Here is a 19,806-nt window from a genome sequence, read left to right on the forward strand (position 1 = left end):
TGAAAACCTTTTTCATTAGCTAAAAATAACTTCTTTCGGCTGGTGATTCAACTGCTCTGGATCAATGCTGCGCTCTACATAGATGCTATGCCAGATCATAAAGATCAGGACAGTCCAAATCTTACGACTATGATCTGCTTTTCCAGCACAATGATCATTTAATAAATCAAGAACATATGCCTTGTTAATGTATTCATCTGTCTGACTGTTTTTAATGATATCTTTCGCCCAAGCGTTCATCTCATTTTTCAGCCAATGACGAATTGGCACAGGGAAACCTAGTTTTTTACGGTTTAACACATGGTCCGGCACAATGCCTTCTGCTGCTTTACGCAATAAATATTTCGTTGTACCGTCTTTCGTTTTCAACTCTTCTGGAATTTTAGAAGCTGCTTCAAATACGACCTTATCAAGGAATGGAACACGAAGCTCAAGAGAATTCGCCATTGTCATCTTATCTGCTTTCAGCAGGATATCCCCGCGCATCCACGTATGGATATCAACATATTGCATTTTGTTAATATCACTGTAGCCTGCACTTTCCTCGAAGTATGTTTTCGTCACGTCACGATACGTGATGTTCGGATCATACTGCTTTAAGAGGTTTTTCTTCACTGGCTCTTCAAAGATTTTCGCATTGCCGATATAACGTTCCTCCAATGGCGTACAGCCGCGAACGATAAAGCTTTTCCCTTTCATTCCTTCTGGCATTAAACGAGCCAGACGAAGAAGAAGCTTTTTCAGCATGGATGGTACAGATTCAAAAGGCTTTAGAGATAGCGGCTCACGGTAAATATTATATCCACCGAATAGCTCGTCTGCTCCCTCACCTGAAAGAACAACTGTGACTTGTTTTTTCGCTTCTTTTGCTACGAAATACAATGGAATCGCCGCTGGATCAGCCAAAGGATCATCTAAATGCCAGACGATCTTCGGAAGCTCATTCATATATTCCTCAGGAGAAATCACAGCACTAAAGTTTTGCAATCCCAGCTTATCAGCTGTTTCTTTTGCTACATCCACTTCACTGAATCCATCCTGCTGGAAACCAACAGAGAATGTCTTCAGTTCAGGGTGAAATTCCTTTGCGACTGACACGATGAAAGAAGAATCGATCCCGCCTGATAGGAATGAACCAACAGGCACATCACTTCTCATATGGACTTTTACAGAATCATAGATAGCATCACGTACTTCTTCTACTAATTTCTGCTCTTGTGTTTGTTCAGGTTTGAATTGAACTTTCCAGTAAGTCTTAAATGCAATGTCTTGGCCTGGACGCAGTGTAAACTGATGACCTGGCTCAACTTTGTGCACTTTTTGATCAAGTGTATTTGGCTCAGGAACGAACTGAAAAGACATGTACTGCTGCAAAGCAGTCTCATCAAATAAAATGTTCTCATTCACAGCCATTAAGCTTTTGCGTTCAGAAGCAAAGTACACTTGGTCATCCATTTGTGTAAAATAGAGCGGTTTAATGCCGAAAGGATCTCTTGCGCCATATAATAACTGCGCTTCTTTATCCCAAATTAAAAATGCAAACATCCCCCGAAGCTTCGATGCCGCTTCTTCTTTATAGTGGCGATATGTGGCAAGAAGGACTTCCGTATCAGAATCTGTGCTGAACGTATAGCCTTTTTTCACAAGCTCTTCTTTCAGCTCCACATAGTTATAAATTTCTCCGTTGAAAATAATCCAATATTTTTCATCTTCATAAGAAAGCGGCTGCTTTCCGTGTTCAACATCTATAATACTTAAACGTCTAAATCCAAATCCTACATGCTCATCATGAAAGTACCCCTCATCATCCGGACCTCGATGAACGATGAGACGATTCATTTGCTTAATTAACTCTTCCTGCTTAGTAGTTTCGGACAATGGACGGTGATTAAATACACCAACAAACCCACACATATTATTGCCTCCACGTTATGTTATTTCTTAAAAGTAGACCTATAATTAGACAGTATTTTGTCCAATTTTGTTTCACATTTTTACGCTTTTTGTAGAATTTTTTTTAATCAAAAGGAAAACCGCTTAAAATAAGCGGTTTTGTATGTTGTTATTCTCCTAATGCTTCCTTGCGAAGCGTGTCGGCTTTATCCGTTTTTTCCCATGGAAGATCCAAGTCATGACGGCCAAAGTGTCCGTATGCAGCGGTTTGTTTATAGATCGGACGACGTAAGTCAAGCATTTTAATAATGCCAGCTGGACGAAGATCAAAGTTTGCACGTACCACTTCAATTAATTTCTCTTCAGAGGCTTTTCCTGTTCCAAATGTATCAATTGAAATGGAGACAGGCTGTGCAACACCAATTGCATAAGCAAGCTGCACTTCACATGAATCTGCAAGACCAGCTGCTACGATGTTTTTCGCTACATAGCGAGCCGCATATGCTGCCGAACGGTCAACCTTCGTTGCATCCTTACCAGAGAAAGCACCGCCACCGTGACGAGCATACCCGCCATAAGTATCAACGATGATTTTACGTCCAGTTAAACCAGCATCCCCTTGAGGTCCACCGATAACAAAGCGGCCTGTTGGGTTGATGAAGTATTTTGTTTCTTCATCGATCAGTTCACTTGGAACGACAGGGCGGATGACATGCTCTTTTAAGTCGCTTTGAATTTGTTCAAGCGTCACTTCTGGTGCATGCTGTGTAGAAATAACCACCGTATCAATACGAACTGGTTTGTTTTGTTCATCATATTCAACTGTTACTTGAGTTTTTCCGTCTGGACGAAGGTATGCAAGTGTTTCATTCTTGCGTACTTCTGTTAAACGGCGAGATAATTTATGTGCAAGAGAAATCGGCAGTGGCATAAGCTCTTCAGTTTCGTTGTTTGCAAAACCAAACATCAAACCTTGGTCACCTGCACCGATCGCATCAATTTCTTCTTCAGTCATTGTTCCTTCACGTGCTTCAAGCGCTTTGTCTACACCTTGCGCAATATCAGCAGACTGTTCATCAATTGATGTAAGAACCGCACATGTTTCCGCATCAAAACCATATTTCGCACGTGTGTAGCCAATTTCCTTAATCGTGTCACGCACCGTCTTTGGAATGTCGACATAAGTAGACGTTGTAATCTCACCGCTTACTAATACGAGACCGGTTGTTACAGAAGTTTCACAGGCAACACGTGCATTTGGATCTTTCTTTAAAATTTCATCCAAAATGCTGTCTGAAATTTGATCACAGATTTTATCTGGATGTCCTTCGGTCACTGATTCTGAAGTAAATAAACGACGATTTTGACTCATAATGGCTATTTCCTCCTGTACAAGACCACATCATCCCAAGATGAGGCCTCCAATATGATACGGAACTCGTTCCCTCTTATATTTCAACATGTTTATATTAGAGATGTTATTGGCAATTTGTTCATATGATATCCCAAAAATAAAAAAACCATTTCCTTCATTGCGAGGAAAGGGTCTGAGATCGCATGCCTTTCACTCTTATCGCTCAAGGTGTTCTTGTACCTTGCATCAGGTTAGCACCTTGGTTTCTCAGCATGTTCATGCCTTTTTCATAAGAAACCGGTTGCTGGGCTTCATCGGGCCTGTCCCTCCACCAACTCGGGATAAGAGTATCCGTTCAATAAGATATCTTATCTTAAACCCTTGCGTCATGTCAATGGTTCATAGGAATTATCTCCCCTTTTTTTCACCTCATCATTAGCATCACCAAAAAGCATATTTTCATAGCAGAAATGAAAAAACACACACAAAAATGTTTAAATAGTATAGACTATTATTATCAATGTGTTATACTAATCAAAACAAACAAATTCAACGGTAAAGGAAGGGTTTTTTTATGAACTCAGTGGATTTAAAAGAAGATTTGCAGTCATTGCTCTCATTAGAAAATACGCACCAAAATTTATCTGTTCCGAAACTTGTTGAAAAGATTTTGGCACGTAATGAAGGCGTTTTAACTTCAACTGGTGCTGTGCGCGCCACAACGGGTGCCTACACTGGACGTTCGCCTAAAGATAAATTCATCGTAAAAGAAGAAAGCTCTGAACATAAAATTGATTGGGGTCAAGTCAATCAGCCGATCTCGAAAGAGGCATTTGATCGTTTATATACAAAGGTTGTGTCATACTTAAAAGAACGTGATGAACTATTTGTCTTTGATGGTTTTGCCGGTGCTGACGAAAAATACCGTATGCCAATTACAGTTGTAAATGAATTCGCTTGGCACAATCTTTTTGCAAAGCAGCTATTCATCAGACCTGATGGATCAACACCATCATCAAACGAAAAACCTTTCACCATCTTATCTGCACCTCACTTTAAAGCAGATCCTGAAACAGATGGCACAAACTCTGAAACGTTTATTATCGTTTCTTTTGAAAAACGGACGATTCTGATCGGTGGAACAGAATATGCAGGAGAGATGAAAAAATCCATTTTCTCTGTTATGAACTACCTGCTTCCTGAACAAGATATTTTATCAATGCACTGCTCTGCTAACGTCGGTCAAGAAGGCGATGTTGCTTTATTTTTCGGCCTTTCAGGTACTGGAAAAACGACGCTTTCTGCAAGTGCAAGCCGCAAGCTGATTGGAGACGATGAGCACGGTTGGTCTAACACAGGTGTCTTCAATATTGAAGGCGGATGCTATGCAAAATGTGTGAACTTAAGTGAAGAAAAAGAACCACAAATTTACAAAGCTATCAGCTTCGGATCAGTGCTTGAAAATGTAGTACTTGATGAAGAAACACGTGAAGCAGATTATGATGACACATTCTTTACTGAAAATACACGTGCGGCTTACCCAATCGAAATGATTGATAACATCGTGAAACCAAGTATTGCAGGTCACCCATCTGCCATCGTCTTTTTAACAGCTGATGCATTCGGCGTTTTACCTCCAATCAGCCGTTTAACGAAAGAACAAGCCATGTACCACTTCTTGAGCGGTTACACAAGTAAATTAGCGGGAACTGAGCGTGGCGTGACGTCACCAGAAACAACGTTCTCTACTTGCTTTGGTTCACCATTCTTGCCACTTCCTGCTCATGTCTATGCTGAAATGCTTGGTAAAAAAATCGATGAGCACGGCGCAAAAGTATTCCTTGTGAATACAGGCTGGACTGGCGGCGGCTACGGTACGGGCAAACGAATGAATCTTGCTCATACAAGAGCAATGGTGCAGGCAGCGATCGAAGGAGATCTTGACAACGCTGAAATGATCACTGACGACATCTTCGGATTACACATCCCGCTTCATATTCCAGGAGTGCCAGATGAAGTGCTTCAGCCTGCTAAAACATGGGACGATCAAGAGGCTTACAAAGAAAAAGCAAACTTCCTTGCAAATGAATTTAAAAAGAACTTTAAAAAATTCAGCCATGCAGCAAGTGATATTGAAACAAAAGGCGGACCACTCGTCTAACAAAAGGAAAAAGCTGAGGGATTCATTCCCTCAGCTTTTTTAGTTCGTTGAATGCAATGACACAAGACGGTACGTCACCTTCGTGATATTGTCTGTGAGCTCCAGCTTTTCAACATGTGCTGTTCCCGTTTTTTCTCCGTCTTTCGTTTTACGCACCTCAAGCGGAATATTTAATGGATAAATGCGGTACCCTTCCTTCATGAGCTCAAACACATTTTCTTCAATTCTTGTCTCTTTTCCTTTTGTGACAATCATTGTATTAAATTCAACAGGCATTCCCATAATGAAAATCCCCCTACTTTCTATATTTCTTTCTACCGTTTATTTTACCACATTTCCGCCTTTTCGGCTGTGCATCCATGTCGTCAGCCGTCTGACAATCTCCCGGTTATGCTGTGGCGGGAAATAATGATGATATCCGTGAAAATACCATGTTTCCACAGATTTGCCATGCTGACGCAGTGCATCTTCTAATAAATAGGCATGCTCAATGGATACATTCTCATCCAGCTCCCCATGAATGATTAGGACAGGTGCTTCAATTTGGTGCACATGATTCAAAGGCGTTCTAGCCTCATATGCTTCTGGTACCTTATGCGGAGGACCTCCTATCACACGCTTCATCATTCTTCTCATATCCACACGTTCTTCATAGGTGAGCTTCATATCACTTACGCCTCCCCATGTCACAAAGGAAGCGGCCTCATGCTTCATTTCAACAGCGGTCCATATGCCCATAATTCCGCCGCGGGAAAAACCAAAGATATGAATGCGCTCCTGCTTCACCTTTTGATGATGTTTCAACAGCTGAAATGCAGCAAATGCATCTTTCCGGTCTTCTCCGGCAAAATCCTCGTTCCCTTCGCCTCCTTGATTCCCTCGGTAGAAGGGCGCAAAGACGACAAACCCTTGCGCAGCAAATTGCACAATTCGGCCAGGTCTAACCATTCCCACATTTTTAATGCCGCCCCGTAAATATAAAAAACCGTCATAGAGACCTTCTCCGGCCGGTTCAGCGAGCAGCCCCTTCATCCGAAGTCCATCGGCCTCATATGTCACTGTATATAAGTGAATATGCGGATGTGGCGACGGGAACCTTCTCTTTTCCACAATCACTTGAATTCTCTCCTTTTCATTCGGTGTTACGTCAAATGCTTGATAATGGCCTCTGCGACGAGCTGTCCTGATTTTGTCACCATCGGAGTGCCGCCGCCTGGATGACTTGTGCCGCCAACAAACCAAAGTCCTTCAATATCCTTTGATTGATTATTGATGCGAAAAAACGCCTGCTTGAATGAGTTTGACGACATGCCATAAATGGCCCCATGATACGCTCCCGTTTTTTGCTGCAAATCAAGCGGGGTTTGTACCGCTTCAAATTCTACAAGCTGGTCAAGATCAAAGAGACCCTTTTCCTTTAGTTTTGTTTTCATATGCTGGCCATATGTCTCCTTTAGCATGTCCCAATTTTGCTCTTTTGTCACATATGGCGCATTGGCCAATACAAACAAGTTACTTCTTCCTGGTCCTCCGCTTAAAGCTGGCTCTGAATGACCTGAATAACAGATGTAAAGCGTCGGATCATGAGGAAGCTGTTTTTTCTGAAAAATATCCTTGAATTCTTGTTCATAATTCTCTGGAAAAAACACGTTGTGATGAGACAGTTGTTCATAGACTTTAGGGACGCCCAACAAAAGAACAAAACCTGATAACGATGGCTCAATGTTTGCCAGTTTTTGATTTCCAAAGCTCGGGCGGTCTTCTTCATCAATTAATTGGCGATAAACAGTCAGTGCATCTGCCCCCGCAATGACTTGATCTGCTTCATATAACTGCTGATCCGTTTCAACTCCTTGGATTCGCTTATTCTTTACATGAATCTTTTTGACTGATTCATTGAGATGAATTTGGACACCCAATTCCTTTGCCAATGTCTCAAATGCCTCAACTAAACGATACGTACCGCCCTTAATACCATAAATGCCTTTTTCTCCTTCTAAATAAGCCATCATATTAAAAATAGCAGGTGCCTCGTATGGAGAAGAGCCAATGTAAGTCGCATACCGGCCAAACATCGCCAATGTATGAGGATGACGAAAATATTGACGCAGCAAGCGCTGAACAGATGTAAAAGGTTTGACAGCAAGAAGGGCTTTCATTAGCTTGACATCCGCTTTATCCTTCCAGGTCAATAATAAACGATTTAAAAACTGATCCTCTGCCATTTGAAAAAGCTTCTTCGATTCCTGTAAAAATGCCCGGTATTGCTGTGCATCCTCTGGACTAAAAACTGCAATTTGTGATTCCATTTGCTCAATATCTGGCGTAAACTCGACCGTATGTCCATCTGAAAAAACGTTTTTAGTAAGGGGGAAAATCGGATAAAACGTCACATAATCCTCCATTCGTCTATGACAGGAGGTAAATACTTCCTCAAAATACGCCTTCATTGTAATGGTACTCGGTCCTAAATCAAAAGAGTAGCCAGACGCTTGATGGCGTTGTAATTTCCCGCCTAAAGAAGCTTCTTTTTCTAAAATGGTGACCTGGAAACCGCGTGACTGTAAGCGAATCGCAGCCGATAACCCGCCAAGTCCGCCGCCAATAATGATCACTTTTTTCATTCGTACCTTCTTCCTTTCCATTCATAGCCTTCTTTTTTCAGCCCAATTTTCATAGAAGCAAAACCAATGGCAATCAGGCTCATGATACTGACAGGCAATAAAAAGGCCATCGTAGACGTTCTTCCATTTTCGATATCAATGACCGCTTTAATGGATACACCCAGCCCGTAGCAAAGAAGGGCTAAACAGAGATTGACCACATCAAAATGAATCAGTGCGATCATAAAGCAAATAACAGGAACTACATAAAGGACGGAGTATAAACAAAAGACACTGCTTAACAAAGCAATGTTTCGATTCACTCCCGGGAACAAATTTTTCCGATATCCTTCCCATACTTCCTGTCCACTCTCATACATTCTCATGTAGACAAAAGAATGAATACTTGCCAGTGTGAACGGAAAGCCCTTCGCTTTCACTCGTTTAGCCAAAGCCATATCATCCACAAGAGAATCCTTGATCGCTTCATGACCACCTATTTCGTGATAACAGTTCTTTTCAATGGCAATAAAGCCGCCATGTGCTGCGGCAAAAGCAGGATGTTGAGATGTTTTGACCCACTTCACTGGCAGATGACAGCCAATCGTAAACATCATCATAGGAACAACAAGATGCTCAAAAGGCGTTCCCGTTTTTTGCTCTGGGAAACCTGAAAGCATGCCCGTTTTTTGTATGCATAACTGCTTGTACACCGCTTCAATAGCTCCTTGTTTTAAGCGGACATCTGCATCTAAAAATAACAACCAATCAGAAGATGCTGCCTCAGCAAGCTGGGAACAAGCATATGATTTTCCAAGCCACCCGCGCTTCAATACTTGACCTGACTGCACACGAATCCATGGATATGTCTCTGCGAAGCCCTCTGCAATCATTCTCGTCTGATCTGTCGAGTGATCATCCAGCACGATCAACTCTTTCGGATGGAGACGCTGATCAACAATCGACTGAAGGCAGGCTTCCAGCCGTTTTTCTTCATTTCTCGCTGGAATGAGGATCGATAATGAAATGGGTTCATCAGGTGAAAGAGATGCTGGCTTGAGTACAGGAAATTGCTTCATATTCCAAATCGTAAACATCAATTGGCAGAGCAGCAAAACACTGATGACAATTAAGAAGACCGCCATGTTTTCACCCACTTTTTAAAGGAATCAAACGCATCACTAGTTGACCGGCTTGTCCTTGTCACCTGCCTAAATTGTTCGTTTGTTGAAAAATCTGGATCAGCAATAACCTGTGCTTGATGTGCGTTTAACTGTGTTTCAAGCAGGTCTCCAAGTAAACTTGTTACTTCCTTACTGCGAAGTGATCCGCCAGCTACCAGGACATCTTCTCCAAATTCAACCGATACCGTTGGTTTTTGAAATTGATTAAATGTATAATGCAGCGTCACAGGTTTGATGACGACCTGCTCAAATTGCCTGACTAAAAAAGAAGCTCCGCCTTCCAGTTCAAGCGGCCTTATGTCTTGGTGCATAATTTTCCCCTGCGGGAAGAGCCACACAGCCCCGCCAGCCTCCATCTTCTCCTTTGCGGTCATTAATGCCTGCTTGACACTTTTCAGCTTCTCTTTATGAACTGGAAATGCACCAAGTTTTTGAAAAAAAGCATATTGCTTCAACTGCTTCTCTTCCATCATCATGGCATGATCCAGCTCAGACATTTGTTCTATTAAAAGAAAAATGATCAGTCCATCCCACCATGAACTGTGATTAGCAAGATAAAGAACAGGATGCTTCTCCTTTGGGTCAACCGTACCTTTCATCATGACACAGCGAAAATGTTTGTTCAGTAAATATCGTTCAAGATAAAAATAAAAGAGTCGTCTAAACGATCGGTTTTTGTCGCTTTCTTTCAAATCGAACCCTTCCTTCACACAAGATGACAATGATCAGTGCTAAATAAAAAATGACATCCAGCCCGCCCTTTAATGCTAAAAGACCAAAGAAGAACACCATGGCCTGATAAATACGCCCATTCCAGCGCAATGCCTGCTGATCAATTGATATAAGCGGGAACAGAAATGAAAGTCCTGCTCCAATGATACCCCAGCTGACAAAATTCTCAAAAGGGATACCAAAGAAACCTCCGCCGTCATACCACACCCAAAACTTTCGTTCAGCCGCTACCGGATCTAATATGAGATCAAGCAGTACAATCCATATACCCGTTTCGACGGCTCGTTTCCACTTCGATTGTTGTCTTGATAAAAAAAGACTATTTAAAAACACACCAACCCATGCAAAAGCGATCGTCAAAGGCACTCCCGCCACAAGAAATCCAAGTGTCGGATAATAATCATAGGCCCCAAATGGAAAATCAGTTGTGATCCCCACCCATTCAACTGTAAACGTCAACACACCCACAATGGCTGCTCTTACGATCACAAAGCTCCATGCCCCGTAAATATTTCGGCCAATCTCAATGACGCAGCAGGCGTAAAGCACAAGAAAGATACCATTCGCAAACTGAAGCCATGCCGGCACTTCAAAAAAGACCATTAAAATAAGACCTACTACATACCAACCAACAAATACCCAACTCAATCTATACATGAAACCGCTCCTTTTATTTCTGCCAAATTCAAGAAAGCATTCATGCTTCTAGTATAGAAAAAAAGACACGTTCTATAAATAAACAATGCGCTTCTTATTTCATCTAGGCACTCACCAAAAATCCCTTTTGACATACTTTAATTAGTGATCTAGAACAAAGGAGGCGAATTACTCTTGAATCGTTCCATTAAAGTCAGACTGGCATTCATATTCGTTGTCCTGCTCTTTATTCCATTTGTCGCCTGTAAAAAAGACCAAGAGCAGACCGTACAAGTAGCCGAGGTGACCCATTCGGTCTTTTATGCACCGCTTTATGTCGCCCTATCCGAAGGATTTTTCAAAGATGAAGGCTTAGAGGTTGAATTAAAAACCACTTGGGGCGGCGATAAAACAATGACAGCTCTCTTATCCGGCGGCGCTGATATCGCTCTGACCGGATCTGAATCTTCTATTTATGTGGAAGCACAAGACACGAAAGACTCTGTCATGAACTTTGCACAGCTGACACAAACAGACGGTACATTTCTTGTTTCAAGGGAAAAAATCAATCAATTTTCTTGGGATCAATTGAAAGGAAAAGACTTTCTCGGACAACGGAAAGGCGGCATGCCGCAAATGGTCGGTGAATATGTCCTGAAAAAAGAAGGCATTGATTTGAAACAAGATCTTCGCATGATTCAAAATATTGATTTTGCCAACATTTCAGGTGCTTTTTCCTCTGGAACTGGCGATTTTGTGCAGTTATTCGAACCGACAGCTTCCTTAATTGAAAAAGAAGGCAAAGGGTACATTACCGCCTCCTTTGGTGAGGCTTCCGGCAAGGTGCCTTATACCACCTTTATGGCAAAGAAGAGTTACTTAGAAGAAAACAAAGAGACAGCTGAAGCCTTTACCCGTGCCATTTACAAAGCGCAAAAATGGGTCAAAACAAAGAGCCCAGAGGAGATTGCCAAGACAATCCAATCTCAATTTCCTGATACAGACCTTGATGTCTTATCAACAGCTATCAAACGTTACAAACAGCAGAACTCCTATGCAACAGATCCCCTTCTAAATGAAGAGGAATGGAACAAATTACAGGAAATCATGAAGGCAAGTGGTGAACTGCCGGAATTTATCCCGTACAAACAACTTGTCGATTCATCCATTGCCAAGAAGGTCACAGATCACAAATAGAACAGGAGGTAGCACATGTCTTTCCTTCAAATTGACCATGTGACCCACACATACTTCTCTTTAAAAGAAAAAACAACGGCCATACAGCACATCAATATGGAGATCACTCAAGGTGAATTCATCTCATTTATTGGTCCTAGCGGCTGCGGGAAAACAACCTTGCTTTCCATCATCGCAGGCATTACGCCACCCTCTGAAGGTCGAATTTTAATCGAAGGAAAAGAACCGAATCAACAGGAGCATCAAATCGGTTATATGCTCCAGCAAGATTATTTGTTCCCATGGAAAACGATCAAGGAAAATGTCATTCTCGGGTTAAAAATTGCAAAACAAGATTCACATGAAGCCACCTCAGCTGCCCTTAGCTTACTGCCAAAGCTTGGACTCAATGATGTCGAAGAAAAATACCCGAAGGAGCTGTCAGGCGGGATGAGGCAGCGTGCGGCTCTCGCCCGAACGCTTGCAGTTGATCCCGGTCTGCTTCTGCTAGATGAGCCATTTTCAGCACTAGATTACCAGACGAAACTGACATTAGAAGATCTCGTCTTTCACACATTAAAAAACTACCAAAAAACGGCTGTTCTTGTCACGCATGACATCGGCGAAGCCATTGCGATGAGTGATCGTATTTTCTTATTCTCAAAGCATCCCGGCTCTATCCAGCGAATGTTTACCGTTCCCGATGATCTGAGGACGCTCTCTCCTTTTGAAGCGAGACAGACAGCAAGTTTCCAAGAGCTCTTTCAAACGATTTGGAAGGAGCTGAAGACAGTTGAAACACAGTGATCTTTTACATGAAGCCTATCGAAAAAAAGTTCGAATGGAAAAACGCATGACGCGAGTCTACCAGTTGATCATTTTCGCCAGTTTCTTTTCGCTTTGGGAGCTTGCGAGCCATTTCAGACTGATTGACCCGCTCATTTTCAGTTCACCATCTGCCGTCTGCCAATTGTTTGTACAAAAATTATCAGATGGTTCATTAATTAATCATATGAGCATTACGCTATTTGAAACAGTGCTCGGCTTTCTACTTGGTACTTTTTGCGGCATTTTATTAGCCGCCGCCTTATGGTGGTCCACCCGTCTTGCAAATGTACTTGATCCTTATTTGGTTATTTTAAATGCGATGCCGAAAGTCGCTCTCGCCCCCATTTTAATTGTTGCCCTTGGACCAGGCATGATCAGCATTGTCGCGATGGGTGCCATTATCAGTGTGATCATTACCACCATCGTCATTTATACAGCCTTTCAAGAAGTCGATGAGAATTATTTAAAAGTCATGAAAACCTTTGGCGCGAAAAAAAGAACGGTCTTCCGTGAGGTCATTTTACCAGCAAGTATTCCAACGATGATCTCTGCCATTAAGGTCAATGTTGGTCTTTCTTGGGTTGGGGTCATTGTGGGAGAATTCCTTGTTTCCTCAAAAGGACTCGGCTATATGATCATCTATGGCTTTCAAGTCTTCAACTTTACACTCGTGTTCTTAAGTCTTTTCATTATCGCCGTCTTCGCCACCATCATGTATCAGCTTGTTGAATGGCTGGAACGCCGTTTTCTGCAAAAATAAAAAGCGCAGGGTCATTTCCCTACGCTTTTTTTAACGAATCAAACCGTTCTTTTCTAAATAAGCCATACTTTTCCTTAAGACATCATCTTTCATAATAAAACTGAAATTTTTATTTTTTGCGATGGATCTTGGTAAGTCTGCGAAAAGAACGGGTCCTTTCGTTTCAAAATACGTGTCCTGCTTGACGAGCCTTTCAATATCGGCGAAATAAATATTTTTGACAATGACTTTCTCTCTGCCAAGCACCTGATATTGACCAATATACGTTAATTCACGAACAACAGCACCCGTCTCTTCGTGAATCTCTCGTATAGCGGCTTGATCTGCTTCTTCATTTGGCTCTACTTTCCCTCCTGGAAACTCGTAGCCTCGATCCTCATGTTCTGTAAGTAGCCATTTTCCTTGATAGCGGCAAATAGCCCAAACATGCTTAGGATGACTTGAAAAAGGCTGCTCTTCAAAAGAGAGCTTGACCGTATTATGATAATAGTCTTTAAATACATGCATGTGAAATCCCTCATATCCTGTCCTTGCTTCTTGTAAAACATCATACCACAGATCACATTTCTCTGAAGAATTTTTATGAAAAGTGAAACAAACAAGTGCTTCTATCTCGTCTGTATGTAAAATAAGTATTCTTGCTAAAACCTTTTTATCATCTCCATCCTCATCCCATTTTAATCATGAAACCTTTTGCCCATGATGACGTAAATCAATAAGTGTTTGTCCTACACAGACGAGGAGGAAACCAACATGAGCATCACAAATGGATCAAAACAAGAAAATAACAAAGCATGGCCAATGAGGCAACATGAGAAAGAAGACGCTTCTCTTGAGGCAGTGAAGAAACACCTCATGAAAGGACAAAAGTTAGATTTAACAAAAGACAATCCAAATGTAGATCAAATTCATATCGGACTTGGCTGGGACTTATCTGGTCAGCCAATTGATTTAGATACGCAAGTGTTTCTCTTAAATGAAGAGGACAAGCTTCTGTCTCCAAAACACCTGATCTATTATCATCAGCAGCAAAGCTTAGATGGAGCTGTTCGCCATCTAGGTGATCATCAGGTCGGCGGAGGCCATCGGGACAATGAGATCATCATTATGCAGCTGAGCAGAGTCTCACCCGATATTCAGAAAATCGTCGTAACAGCCACGATACATGATGCACACGAGCGGGCACATCATTTTGGACAGGTGACCAATGCCTACTTGCGCCTTTCAGATCAAATCACACAACAGGAGATTTGTACCTTTCAGTTAACAGAGGATTATTCATTTTGTACATCCATCATTTGTGCTGAACTAACGAGAGTTGAGAACGAATGGAAAATCACCGCTACCGGACAAGGTACGACCCTTGATTTAAACGACCTATGCCGCATCTACGGATTCACATCTTGACAAAGAAAAGGAGCTGGCACAAATGGGATTTCATTTCAACACGATCGAAGAACTGACCTTACAAGCAGAAGGCAACGGGATCTTTTTTGCCAAAAAAGGCGCGATGATTGCCGATCAAGGCACATTTCAATACCGTAAACGATTACTTGGGACGAATAAAGGAAATATGGTCAGCCAAGTATTTAATCATATTAGCAGAAAATTAACAGGTGAAAACCTTGAGATGATGGAAGTGAGTGGACAAGGCACTTGCTACTTGGCTGATTCTAGCGAGCATGTGACCGTCATCAATCTTGAGCCGAACGGTCCTTGGCAACATGTTAGCGTGGAAAGTGAAGATTTACTTGCCTTTACTGAAGAATGTCACTATGGCGTGACACCAGTAGGCGTTGGGATTATATCACAGAAAGGGCTATTTACTTCAAAGCTCTCGTATCAAGGTCACGGGGCGCAGGTTGCCATCAAAACAAATGGAAACCCGCTGATTTTAAAAGCACCTTGCCGTGTAGATCCTGACGCCATTGTCGCTTGGACGGGCAAAGCACCGAAAGTCAAATTAGATGTGAACTGGAAAACGTTCATTGGACAAACATCAGGCGAATCCTACTTGTTTGAATTTCATGAACAGGACCAAATTGTGATTATCCAGCCATCTGAACGAACATCTGGAATGCGGATCGGGATAGATGATAACCGGTACAAACCCCAGAGTCAGAGTACCTCACACGAAATCACCAACTCACAGCAGGAAAATAGAGGCGGAATCAGTGATCTAATCGGCGGTATCTTACAGCCTCGAAAATAAAAGCATGTAGAATGTCTCTACATACTTTCAGATCGTTGACAAAAGGCTAAAATGAACTTTCTTTTAGCCTTTTGTCTTCTTTTCAGCGTGATAGAAAACCTTTGCAGTCTAGGAAAAACGAGTACTGGCGCGGAGCGAATTTGACATTCATGAGCACCTGACAAAGAATGCGAGGGTTTGTCTACATGCTTTTTCAATTCATCAGTCCATTGGTCTCAATAAAGTTCTTTGTCTCTTCGTTACCGAGATCATGAATCATGGAGTAAATTTCTTTTCTTTTCCTATCCATTTCGTCGTTTGGACTATCATAATGATATTCAAGAAATGGAACATGCGCCCGAAAAAAACCTTTCCAATCTGTCATATACTGTTCATCAAAATACTCTCTTAACTGCAAGATTTGGTCATCATCTGCCTCTATCTGAAATTGCCAAGCAGCCGCGTCTCTGTGCTGTGAGATTGATCCGTCTTGAACGGATACATAGTATGTGTGTCTCGCCATCTGATTCATCCTTTTTCCTTTAGTATGACCAGATATGAAGAAATTACGGCTTTTTGCGCAATTTATTTTTAATCATGTCTAACACATCAATAAACAACTGTGGAATGGGAATTCCGAGAGCTCTGGCTGTTGAGACAATCTGGTACGATTCATAAATAATATAAAAGATGAGCGCTAAATCCTTAATTGTCCCCCCAGTCTTCAGCATGACATCGAAGAAATGTGCCATGGATATTAAAGAGATCGTCACAACCTTTCGAACAAGCCTGGTCAAAAAACGCTTCATCGTAAGTTGTCCAGTCACAGATTCTCTTAGGCTTGAACAAATTAATTCTATAGCCATGAGTGTCACTAATATCATGAGTAAATATCCTGCTCCACCAAACAGAAAGCCCATTGCCGACAAACTGACTGTAAACAACGAAAAGATGCCTAAATCCTTGCTCACTTGGCATCAACATCCTTTCATAGTGGAACTTCTTACCTCAATAGTATATGCCGCATTTGATGAATAGCTTGGACGACAAAAAATAAAGGCATGGTTAGCTGTTCAAAAAATTCGTGAAGCGCATAAAAAGAGCCGCCGGTGACGGCGGCTTTCTTGGTTAAACTCTGACATCAATAAACGTAGCGTCTGAATCTTTGGGCTGAACAGCTTGAGGCTGCTGCTGCACTTGATCGAGCATCACCATGGCTTGGGCTGTGTTCGTGGCAAGCTGTGAATTCAATAAACTGATATTAAGTGTTTTTTGAATACTCGCCACTTGCTGGCTCATCATTCCTGCAATTGAGGACATCTTCTCCCCTCCCTTCCCTTTTCTCTTCGGCTGAAAGCCCCATCAATTCAATGGGCTGTCTGTCACAAATCCACAAAAAAAGAATGCCGATCTGTTTGATGATCGACATTCCTTTCACATTCGCTTATCCTAAGTATGCTTTTAGCATCCAGTTGTGTTTTTCAATGGATTGATGAATCGCAAGCAGCATATCACCTGTTGTTTCATCGCCAACTTCTGCAGCCAGCTCCATGCCTCGCTTAAGTTCTTCTGCAATATTAGAGAAATCATCATACAGATTTTTCACCATTTGCTCGGCTGATTCATTGCCTTCCGCTTCTTGAATGCTAGAAATTTCTAAGCACTCTTTCATTGTCGCAACAGGTTGTCCATTTAATGCGAGCATACGCTCAGCCAAATCATCGATATAAGTGGCTGTTTCTGTATATAATTCCTCGAATTTTTCATGGAGTGTAAAGAAGTCTTTTCCCTTTACATACCAGTGATAGTTATGTAATTTTACGTAAAGCACAGTCCAATCTGCTACTTGTTTATTGACGACGTTTAATAATTTTTCAGACATGTTGATTCCTCCTTATGTAGTTGCGTTTAGTATGGGATTACCCTTTTTTTATTATACTGAAACCTGCCATCATTTTCTTCTATTTTGACCGCATGAAATATATGTTAATATGGAAATAAGGAGGGAGTTAGATGCTGTTACTTGGGATTATCAGCTTTATCATTATCTCAATCGTTGTCTTTTTATCACTGTGGACGACATCAAAGGCTTATGATTACAAGCATAAAGTCGATTCACCACAGGATGCTGAACCAAACCAACGTCCTAACCCAAAATAAAACCGCTTTCAATGATGTGAGGTATCTTCTTCTTCAGTAGATGAACTCTCTTTTTTCACATCACCTACATGGATGTTTGTCTTCGGCATATTATGCTGCTGTTTAGCTGTCACATGGACTTGTATGATATAAAGGCCATCTTGTTTGAAAGCTGTATGCAATTCATATACACCTTTCTCCTTTTTCTTTGGCTGAATCATCTTGCTGTTATCCTTGTCGCCATCTTTCCACACTTCAAATTCAACATCATCTGCATCATCAACAGGCGTATCACCATATGTGACAGCTGCTTTTACGATAACGTTTTCATTTTTCTCTACTTGCTCCGGCCCTGTTAGTTTGACTTCTAATAGCTCAGGCACTTCTCCCTTGTCATTGCTCGCTGCCGAGTTTCCACATGCACTAAGTAATGCGAGCATCAAAATGATTCCTACCATTTTCCGCATTCGTGTATCCCCCTTTTTTTACTGACATGTCCATTTTAACAAATATCCCCTATTTTAACAGCTCTCGTTTCATTTCATATAAAAAACCGGACATTCAATATGTCCGGTTCATCATCTTACTGATTATCCAAATACTTTTAATAGCTCTTCTTGATCCTGAGACAGCCAGAAACGCATTAAACGTTTTGCTCCTTCAAGATCATGAAGCTTCGCTTGACCGCACTGCTCTTCATTTGCAGCAGGAATTTCTGTTACTTCCACTGCATCTTTGAATGTTGCATCAAGCAGTTCAACGATCTCTCTTGGTGTCGGTGCACCGCTGACAACTAAATAGTAGCCAGTCTGGCAGCCCATTGGAGAAATATCGATGATATCAAAATGATCGTATTTCTCTGAGTGTGTTCTAATATTAAACGCAAGTAAATGCTCTAATGTATGAATCGTATCAGGTTTCATTGCCTGCTTGTTTGGCTGACAAAAACGGATATCAAATTTGTTCACTTCCCCATCTGATCCCACTTTATGAACGCCGCAATGACGAACGTAAGGTGCTTTTACAGCATTATGGTCAAGTTCAAAGCTTTCGACTGAAGGCATTAATCACCACTCCTATAATTGCAATTTCCTATATTATAACATATTGTTCCGACCAGTTTAGTTTATAAAACTTCCCTTCCTTGTCCTTTTTTCTTATACTGTGAAAAGACAGACAAGGAGGAACCTCTATGAAACAAATTTTTATCGGCATCATTCGCTTTTATCAAAAATGCATTTCCCCTCTAACACCACCGAGCTGCAGGTTTTACCCCACTTGCTCAAACTACGGGCTAGAGGCGATCAAAACGCATGGCGCTTTAAAAGGCGGCTGGCTCACGATTAAACGAATTTTAAAATGTCACCCGCTGCATCCTGGAGGCATGGATCCGGTCCCGCCTAAAAAGGAAAAATAACTTACTTTTCTTCATAACCATTGACAACTAAGTCAAGCTTACCTGTTCCAGGATCAATGACAAGACCATGTACAGGCACATCAGATGGAAGAAGCGGATGATTTTTAACGACAGATACACTGTCTTTCACACTTTCTTCAACTGAGCTAAAGCTTTTGAGCCACTGTTGAAAATCGATTCCTGAGTATTCCAGTACTTCAATCCGTTTTTCTGGAATACCACGCTCAATGGCTTTATTTAAGAGTGTTTCGCTGTCTATTTTACTCATACCACAATCGTGATGCCCAATGACGTACACCTCGTCAGCATTCAATTCATAAACAGCCACTAAAATGCTTCGCATAATACTTCCAAATGGGTGAGAAACAAGAGCGCCAGCACTTTTGACAATTTTAATATCGCCATTTTTCATGTTCATGGCGCGTGGAAGCAGTTCAACAAGTCTTGTATCCATACATGATAGAATGACAGCTTTTTTCTGTGGAAACTTCGTTGTTGTAAACTCTTCATATCGCTTCTCTTCAATAAATTGTTGGTTATATTCGATGATTTCGTCTAAAAGTTTCATAAGTTTGTCCATTCCTTTTTCTTTTTTTAAAAATAAATATAGCACAATGTTTTAAATTTCGTCACGTTTTGACGTCTATTTTTTTAGAGGAAACATCTTCTGATGAAAATTTTTTATTTTCCTCTTTTCAAATCGTAATTATTACGATACAATAACTCAGGACA

Annotated in this window: 24 protein-coding genes and 1 riboswitch; of the genes, 8 read left to right on the forward strand and 16 right to left on the reverse strand. The window is 41.4% G+C overall.

Annotation, left to right across the window (positions count from 1 at the left end; all coding sequences use genetic code 11):
* Window positions 1–15: 15 nt before the first annotated feature.
* Together asnB and metK are read right to left on the reverse strand one after the other, a co-directional pair.
* Window positions 16–1,914, reverse strand: a complete 1,899-nt coding sequence (gene asnB / locus NST24_RS14155; protein ID WP_342461913.1) for an asparagine synthase (glutamine-hydrolyzing) — start codon at window positions 1,912–1,914, stop codon at window positions 16–18.
* Window positions 1,915–2,062: 148 nt separating this feature from the next.
* Window positions 2,063–3,265 (reverse strand): methionine adenosyltransferase, encoded by a 1,203-nt coding sequence (gene metK / locus NST24_RS14160; RefSeq protein WP_008342973.1) that lies wholly within the window; start codon window positions 3,263–3,265, stop codon window positions 2,063–2,065.
* Between the two features lie 195 nt (window positions 3,266–3,460).
* Window positions 3,461–3,595, reverse strand: a riboswitch (SAM riboswitch).
* A gap of 226 nt (window positions 3,596–3,821) precedes the next feature.
* Between metK and pckA the strand changes: the two genes are divergently transcribed.
* On the forward strand, window positions 3,822–5,408 hold the full coding sequence (gene pckA / locus NST24_RS14165) for a phosphoenolpyruvate carboxykinase (ATP) (protein WP_342461914.1): 1,587 nt from the start codon (window positions 3,822–3,824) through the stop codon (window positions 5,406–5,408).
* 39 nt (window positions 5,409–5,447) lie between these two features.
* On the opposite strand, the gene NST24_RS14170 is transcribed toward pckA, so the two are convergent.
* Genes NST24_RS14170 through NST24_RS14195 form a run of 6 tightly spaced genes read right to left on the reverse strand, consistent with a single transcriptional unit; the run spans window position 5,448 to window position 10,584 of the window.
* Complete coding sequence (locus NST24_RS14170) at window positions 5,448–5,690, reverse strand: DUF2584 domain-containing protein (RefSeq protein WP_017358362.1); 243 nt, start codon at window positions 5,688–5,690, stop codon at window positions 5,448–5,450.
* Between the two features lie 39 nt (window positions 5,691–5,729).
* The gene (locus NST24_RS14175) at window positions 5,730–6,524 is read right to left on the reverse strand and encodes a prolyl oligopeptidase family serine peptidase (RefSeq protein ID WP_017367901.1); all 795 of its coding nucleotides are present in this window, start codon (window positions 6,522–6,524) and stop codon (window positions 5,730–5,732) included.
* Window positions 6,525–6,550: 26 nt separating this feature from the next.
* Window positions 6,551–8,032 carry a phytoene desaturase family protein gene (gene crtI, locus NST24_RS14180; protein ID WP_096881765.1) on the reverse strand — a complete coding sequence of 494 codons (1,482 nt, stop codon included), beginning with the start codon at window positions 8,030–8,032 and terminating at the stop codon, window positions 6,551–6,553.
* Window positions 8,029–9,156: a glycosyltransferase gene (locus NST24_RS14185; protein ID WP_342461915.1), complete on the reverse strand. Its 1,128-nt coding sequence runs from the start codon at window positions 9,154–9,156 to the stop codon at window positions 8,029–8,031. Before NST24_RS14185 ends, crtI begins: the two co-directional genes overlap by 4 nt.
* Entirely contained in the window at window positions 9,141–9,887 is a 747-nt protein-coding gene (locus NST24_RS14190; RefSeq protein WP_008342962.1) for a lysophospholipid acyltransferase family protein, read from the reverse strand. Before NST24_RS14190 ends, NST24_RS14185 begins: the two co-directional genes overlap by 16 nt.
* Window positions 9,856–10,584, reverse strand: coding sequence for a carotenoid biosynthesis protein (locus tag NST24_RS14195; RefSeq protein WP_138278910.1), 729 nt, complete (start codon window positions 10,582–10,584; stop codon window positions 9,856–9,858). The genes NST24_RS14190 and NST24_RS14195 overlap by 32 nt, the downstream gene beginning before the upstream one ends.
* A 174-nt stretch (window positions 10,585–10,758) precedes the next feature.
* Between NST24_RS14195 and NST24_RS14200 the strand changes: the two genes are divergently transcribed.
* From NST24_RS14200 to NST24_RS14210, 3 genes are read left to right on the forward strand one after another with little or no spacing between them, the layout of a single operon-like run.
* Complete coding sequence (locus tag NST24_RS14200; protein WP_041093363.1) at window positions 10,759–11,760, forward strand: ABC transporter substrate-binding protein; 1,002 nt, start codon at window positions 10,759–10,761, stop codon at window positions 11,758–11,760.
* Window positions 11,761–11,775: 15 nt separating this feature from the next.
* The gene (locus NST24_RS14205) at window positions 11,776–12,546 is read left to right on the forward strand and encodes an ABC transporter ATP-binding protein (RefSeq protein ID WP_008342956.1); all 771 of its coding nucleotides are present in this window, start codon (window positions 11,776–11,778) and stop codon (window positions 12,544–12,546) included.
* Window positions 12,533–13,327, forward strand: coding sequence for an ABC transporter permease (locus tag NST24_RS14210; RefSeq protein ID WP_007501924.1), 795 nt, complete (start codon window positions 12,533–12,535; stop codon window positions 13,325–13,327). Before NST24_RS14205 ends, NST24_RS14210 begins: the two co-directional genes overlap by 14 nt.
* Window positions 13,328–13,357: 30 nt before the next feature.
* On the opposite strand, the gene ytkD is transcribed toward NST24_RS14210, so the two are convergent.
* Window positions 13,358–13,834: an RNA deprotection pyrophosphohydrolase gene (gene ytkD / locus NST24_RS14215; protein WP_041093357.1), complete on the reverse strand. Its 477-nt coding sequence runs from the start codon at window positions 13,832–13,834 to the stop codon at window positions 13,358–13,360.
* A gap of 246 nt (window positions 13,835–14,080) precedes the next feature.
* On the opposite strand from ytkD, the gene NST24_RS14220 reads away from it, so the two are divergent.
* Both NST24_RS14220 and NST24_RS14225 read left to right on the forward strand, forming a co-directional pair.
* Window positions 14,081–14,734 (forward strand): TerD family protein, encoded by a 654-nt coding sequence (locus NST24_RS14220; RefSeq protein WP_039168327.1) that lies wholly within the window; start codon window positions 14,081–14,083, stop codon window positions 14,732–14,734.
* A 22-nt stretch (window positions 14,735–14,756) separates the two neighbouring features.
* Window positions 14,757–15,539 (forward strand): AIM24 family protein, encoded by a 783-nt coding sequence (locus NST24_RS14225; RefSeq protein ID WP_039168326.1) that lies wholly within the window; start codon window positions 14,757–14,759, stop codon window positions 15,537–15,539.
* 193 nt (window positions 15,540–15,732) lie between these two features.
* Here the strand turns inward: NST24_RS14225 and NST24_RS14230 are convergent, their stop codons facing one another.
* The 4 genes from NST24_RS14230 to NST24_RS14245 all read right to left on the reverse strand — a co-directional run bounded on the left by NST24_RS14230 (window position 15,733) and on the right by NST24_RS14245 (window position 17,400).
* Window positions 15,733–16,041: a hypothetical protein gene (locus tag NST24_RS14230; RefSeq protein WP_008342945.1), complete on the reverse strand. Its 309-nt coding sequence runs from the start codon at window positions 16,039–16,041 to the stop codon at window positions 15,733–15,735.
* Between the two features lie 43 nt (window positions 16,042–16,084).
* The gene (locus NST24_RS14235; RefSeq protein WP_008342944.1) at window positions 16,085–16,489 is read right to left on the reverse strand and encodes a phage holin family protein; all 405 of its coding nucleotides are present in this window, start codon (window positions 16,487–16,489) and stop codon (window positions 16,085–16,087) included.
* A gap of 157 nt (window positions 16,490–16,646) precedes the next feature.
* A complete protein-coding gene (locus tag NST24_RS14240; protein ID WP_008342942.1) occupies window positions 16,647–16,838 on the reverse strand; it encodes a hypothetical protein in 192 nt (63 codons plus the stop codon).
* 124 nt (window positions 16,839–16,962) lie between these two features.
* Window positions 16,963–17,400, reverse strand: coding sequence for a Dps family protein (locus NST24_RS14245; RefSeq protein WP_007501934.1), 438 nt, complete (start codon window positions 17,398–17,400; stop codon window positions 16,963–16,965).
* A gap of 131 nt (window positions 17,401–17,531) precedes the next feature.
* Between NST24_RS14245 and ytzI the strand changes: the two genes are divergently transcribed.
* A complete protein-coding gene (gene ytzI, locus NST24_RS14250; RefSeq protein WP_017358370.1) occupies window positions 17,532–17,678 on the forward strand; it encodes a YtzI protein in 147 nt (48 codons plus the stop codon).
* An 8-nt stretch (window positions 17,679–17,686) separates the two neighbouring features.
* On the opposite strand, the gene NST24_RS14255 is transcribed toward ytzI, so the two are convergent.
* Both NST24_RS14255 and NST24_RS14260 read right to left on the reverse strand, forming a co-directional pair.
* A complete protein-coding gene (locus NST24_RS14255) occupies window positions 17,687–18,124 on the reverse strand; it encodes a FixH family protein (RefSeq protein ID WP_008342936.1) in 438 nt (145 codons plus the stop codon).
* A 123-nt stretch (window positions 18,125–18,247) separates the two neighbouring features.
* Complete coding sequence (locus NST24_RS14260; protein ID WP_008342935.1) at window positions 18,248–18,721, reverse strand: S-ribosylhomocysteine lyase; 474 nt, start codon at window positions 18,719–18,721, stop codon at window positions 18,248–18,250.
* A 128-nt stretch (window positions 18,722–18,849) separates the two neighbouring features.
* Between NST24_RS14260 and yidD the strand changes: the two genes are divergently transcribed.
* Window positions 18,850–19,074, forward strand: a complete 225-nt coding sequence (yidD, locus tag NST24_RS14265; protein WP_008342933.1) for a membrane protein insertion efficiency factor YidD — start codon at window positions 18,850–18,852, stop codon at window positions 19,072–19,074.
* A 1-nt stretch (window position 19,075) separates the two neighbouring features.
* On the opposite strand, the gene NST24_RS14270 is transcribed toward yidD, so the two are convergent.
* Window positions 19,076–19,642, reverse strand: a complete 567-nt coding sequence (locus tag NST24_RS14270) for a carbonic anhydrase (protein WP_017358372.1) — start codon at window positions 19,640–19,642, stop codon at window positions 19,076–19,078.
* Between the last annotated feature and the right edge of the window lie 164 nt (window positions 19,643–19,806).

It is taken from the genome of Bacillus sp. FSL R5-0286 (assembly GCF_038593245.1).
GTDB lineage: Bacteria > Bacillota > Bacilli > Bacillales > Bacillaceae > Bacillus > Bacillus altitudinis.

Coding starts and splice junctions, on each gene's coding strand:
- asnB (WP_342461913.1), bottom strand. CDS start 1,914: ATGTGTGGGTTTGTTGGTGTATTTAATCACCGTCCATTGTCCGAAACT.
- metK (WP_008342973.1), bottom strand. CDS start 3,265: ATGAGTCAAAATCGTCGTTTATTTACTTCAGAATCAGTGACCGAAGGA.
- pckA (WP_342461914.1), top strand. CDS start 3,822: ATGAACTCAGTGGATTTAAAAGAAGATTTGCAGTCATTGCTCTCATTA.
- NST24_RS14170 (WP_017358362.1), bottom strand. CDS start 5,690: ATGGGAATGCCTGTTGAATTTAATACAATGATTGTCACAAAAGGAAAA.
- crtI (WP_096881765.1), bottom strand. CDS start 8,032: ATGAAAAAAGTGATCATTATTGGCGGCGGACTTGGCGGGTTATCGGCT.
- NST24_RS14185 (WP_342461915.1), bottom strand. CDS start 9,156: ATGGCGGTCTTCTTAATTGTCATCAGTGTTTTGCTGCTCTGCCAATTG.
- NST24_RS14195 (WP_138278910.1), bottom strand. CDS start 10,584: ATGTATAGATTGAGTTGGGTATTTGTTGGTTGGTATGTAGTAGGTCTT.
- NST24_RS14205 (WP_008342956.1), top strand. CDS start 11,776: ATGTCTTTCCTTCAAATTGACCATGTGACCCACACATACTTCTCTTTA.
- ytkD (WP_041093357.1), bottom strand. CDS start 13,834: ATGCATGTATTTAAAGACTATTATCATAATACGGTCAAGCTCTCTTTT.
- NST24_RS14220 (WP_039168327.1), top strand. CDS start 14,081: ATGAGCATCACAAATGGATCAAAACAAGAAAATAACAAAGCATGGCCA.
- NST24_RS14225 (WP_039168326.1), top strand. CDS start 14,757: ATGGGATTTCATTTCAACACGATCGAAGAACTGACCTTACAAGCAGAA.
- NST24_RS14230 (WP_008342945.1), bottom strand. CDS start 16,041: ATGGCGAGACACACATACTATGTATCCGTTCAAGACGGATCAATCTCA.
- NST24_RS14240 (WP_008342942.1), bottom strand. CDS start 16,838: ATGTCCTCAATTGCAGGAATGATGAGCCAGCAAGTGGCGAGTATTCAA.
- NST24_RS14245 (WP_007501934.1), bottom strand. CDS start 17,400: ATGTCTGAAAAATTATTAAACGTCGTCAATAAACAAGTAGCAGATTGG.
- ytzI (WP_017358370.1), top strand. CDS start 17,532: ATGCTGTTACTTGGGATTATCAGCTTTATCATTATCTCAATCGTTGTC.
- NST24_RS14255 (WP_008342936.1), bottom strand. CDS start 18,124: ATGCGGAAAATGGTAGGAATCATTTTGATGCTCGCATTACTTAGTGCA.
- NST24_RS14260 (WP_008342935.1), bottom strand. CDS start 18,721: ATGCCTTCAGTCGAAAGCTTTGAACTTGACCATAATGCTGTAAAAGCA.
- yidD (WP_008342933.1), top strand. CDS start 18,850: ATGAAACAAATTTTTATCGGCATCATTCGCTTTTATCAAAAATGCATT.
- NST24_RS14270 (WP_017358372.1), bottom strand. CDS start 19,642: ATGAAACTTTTAGACGAAATCATCGAATATAACCAACAATTTATTGAA.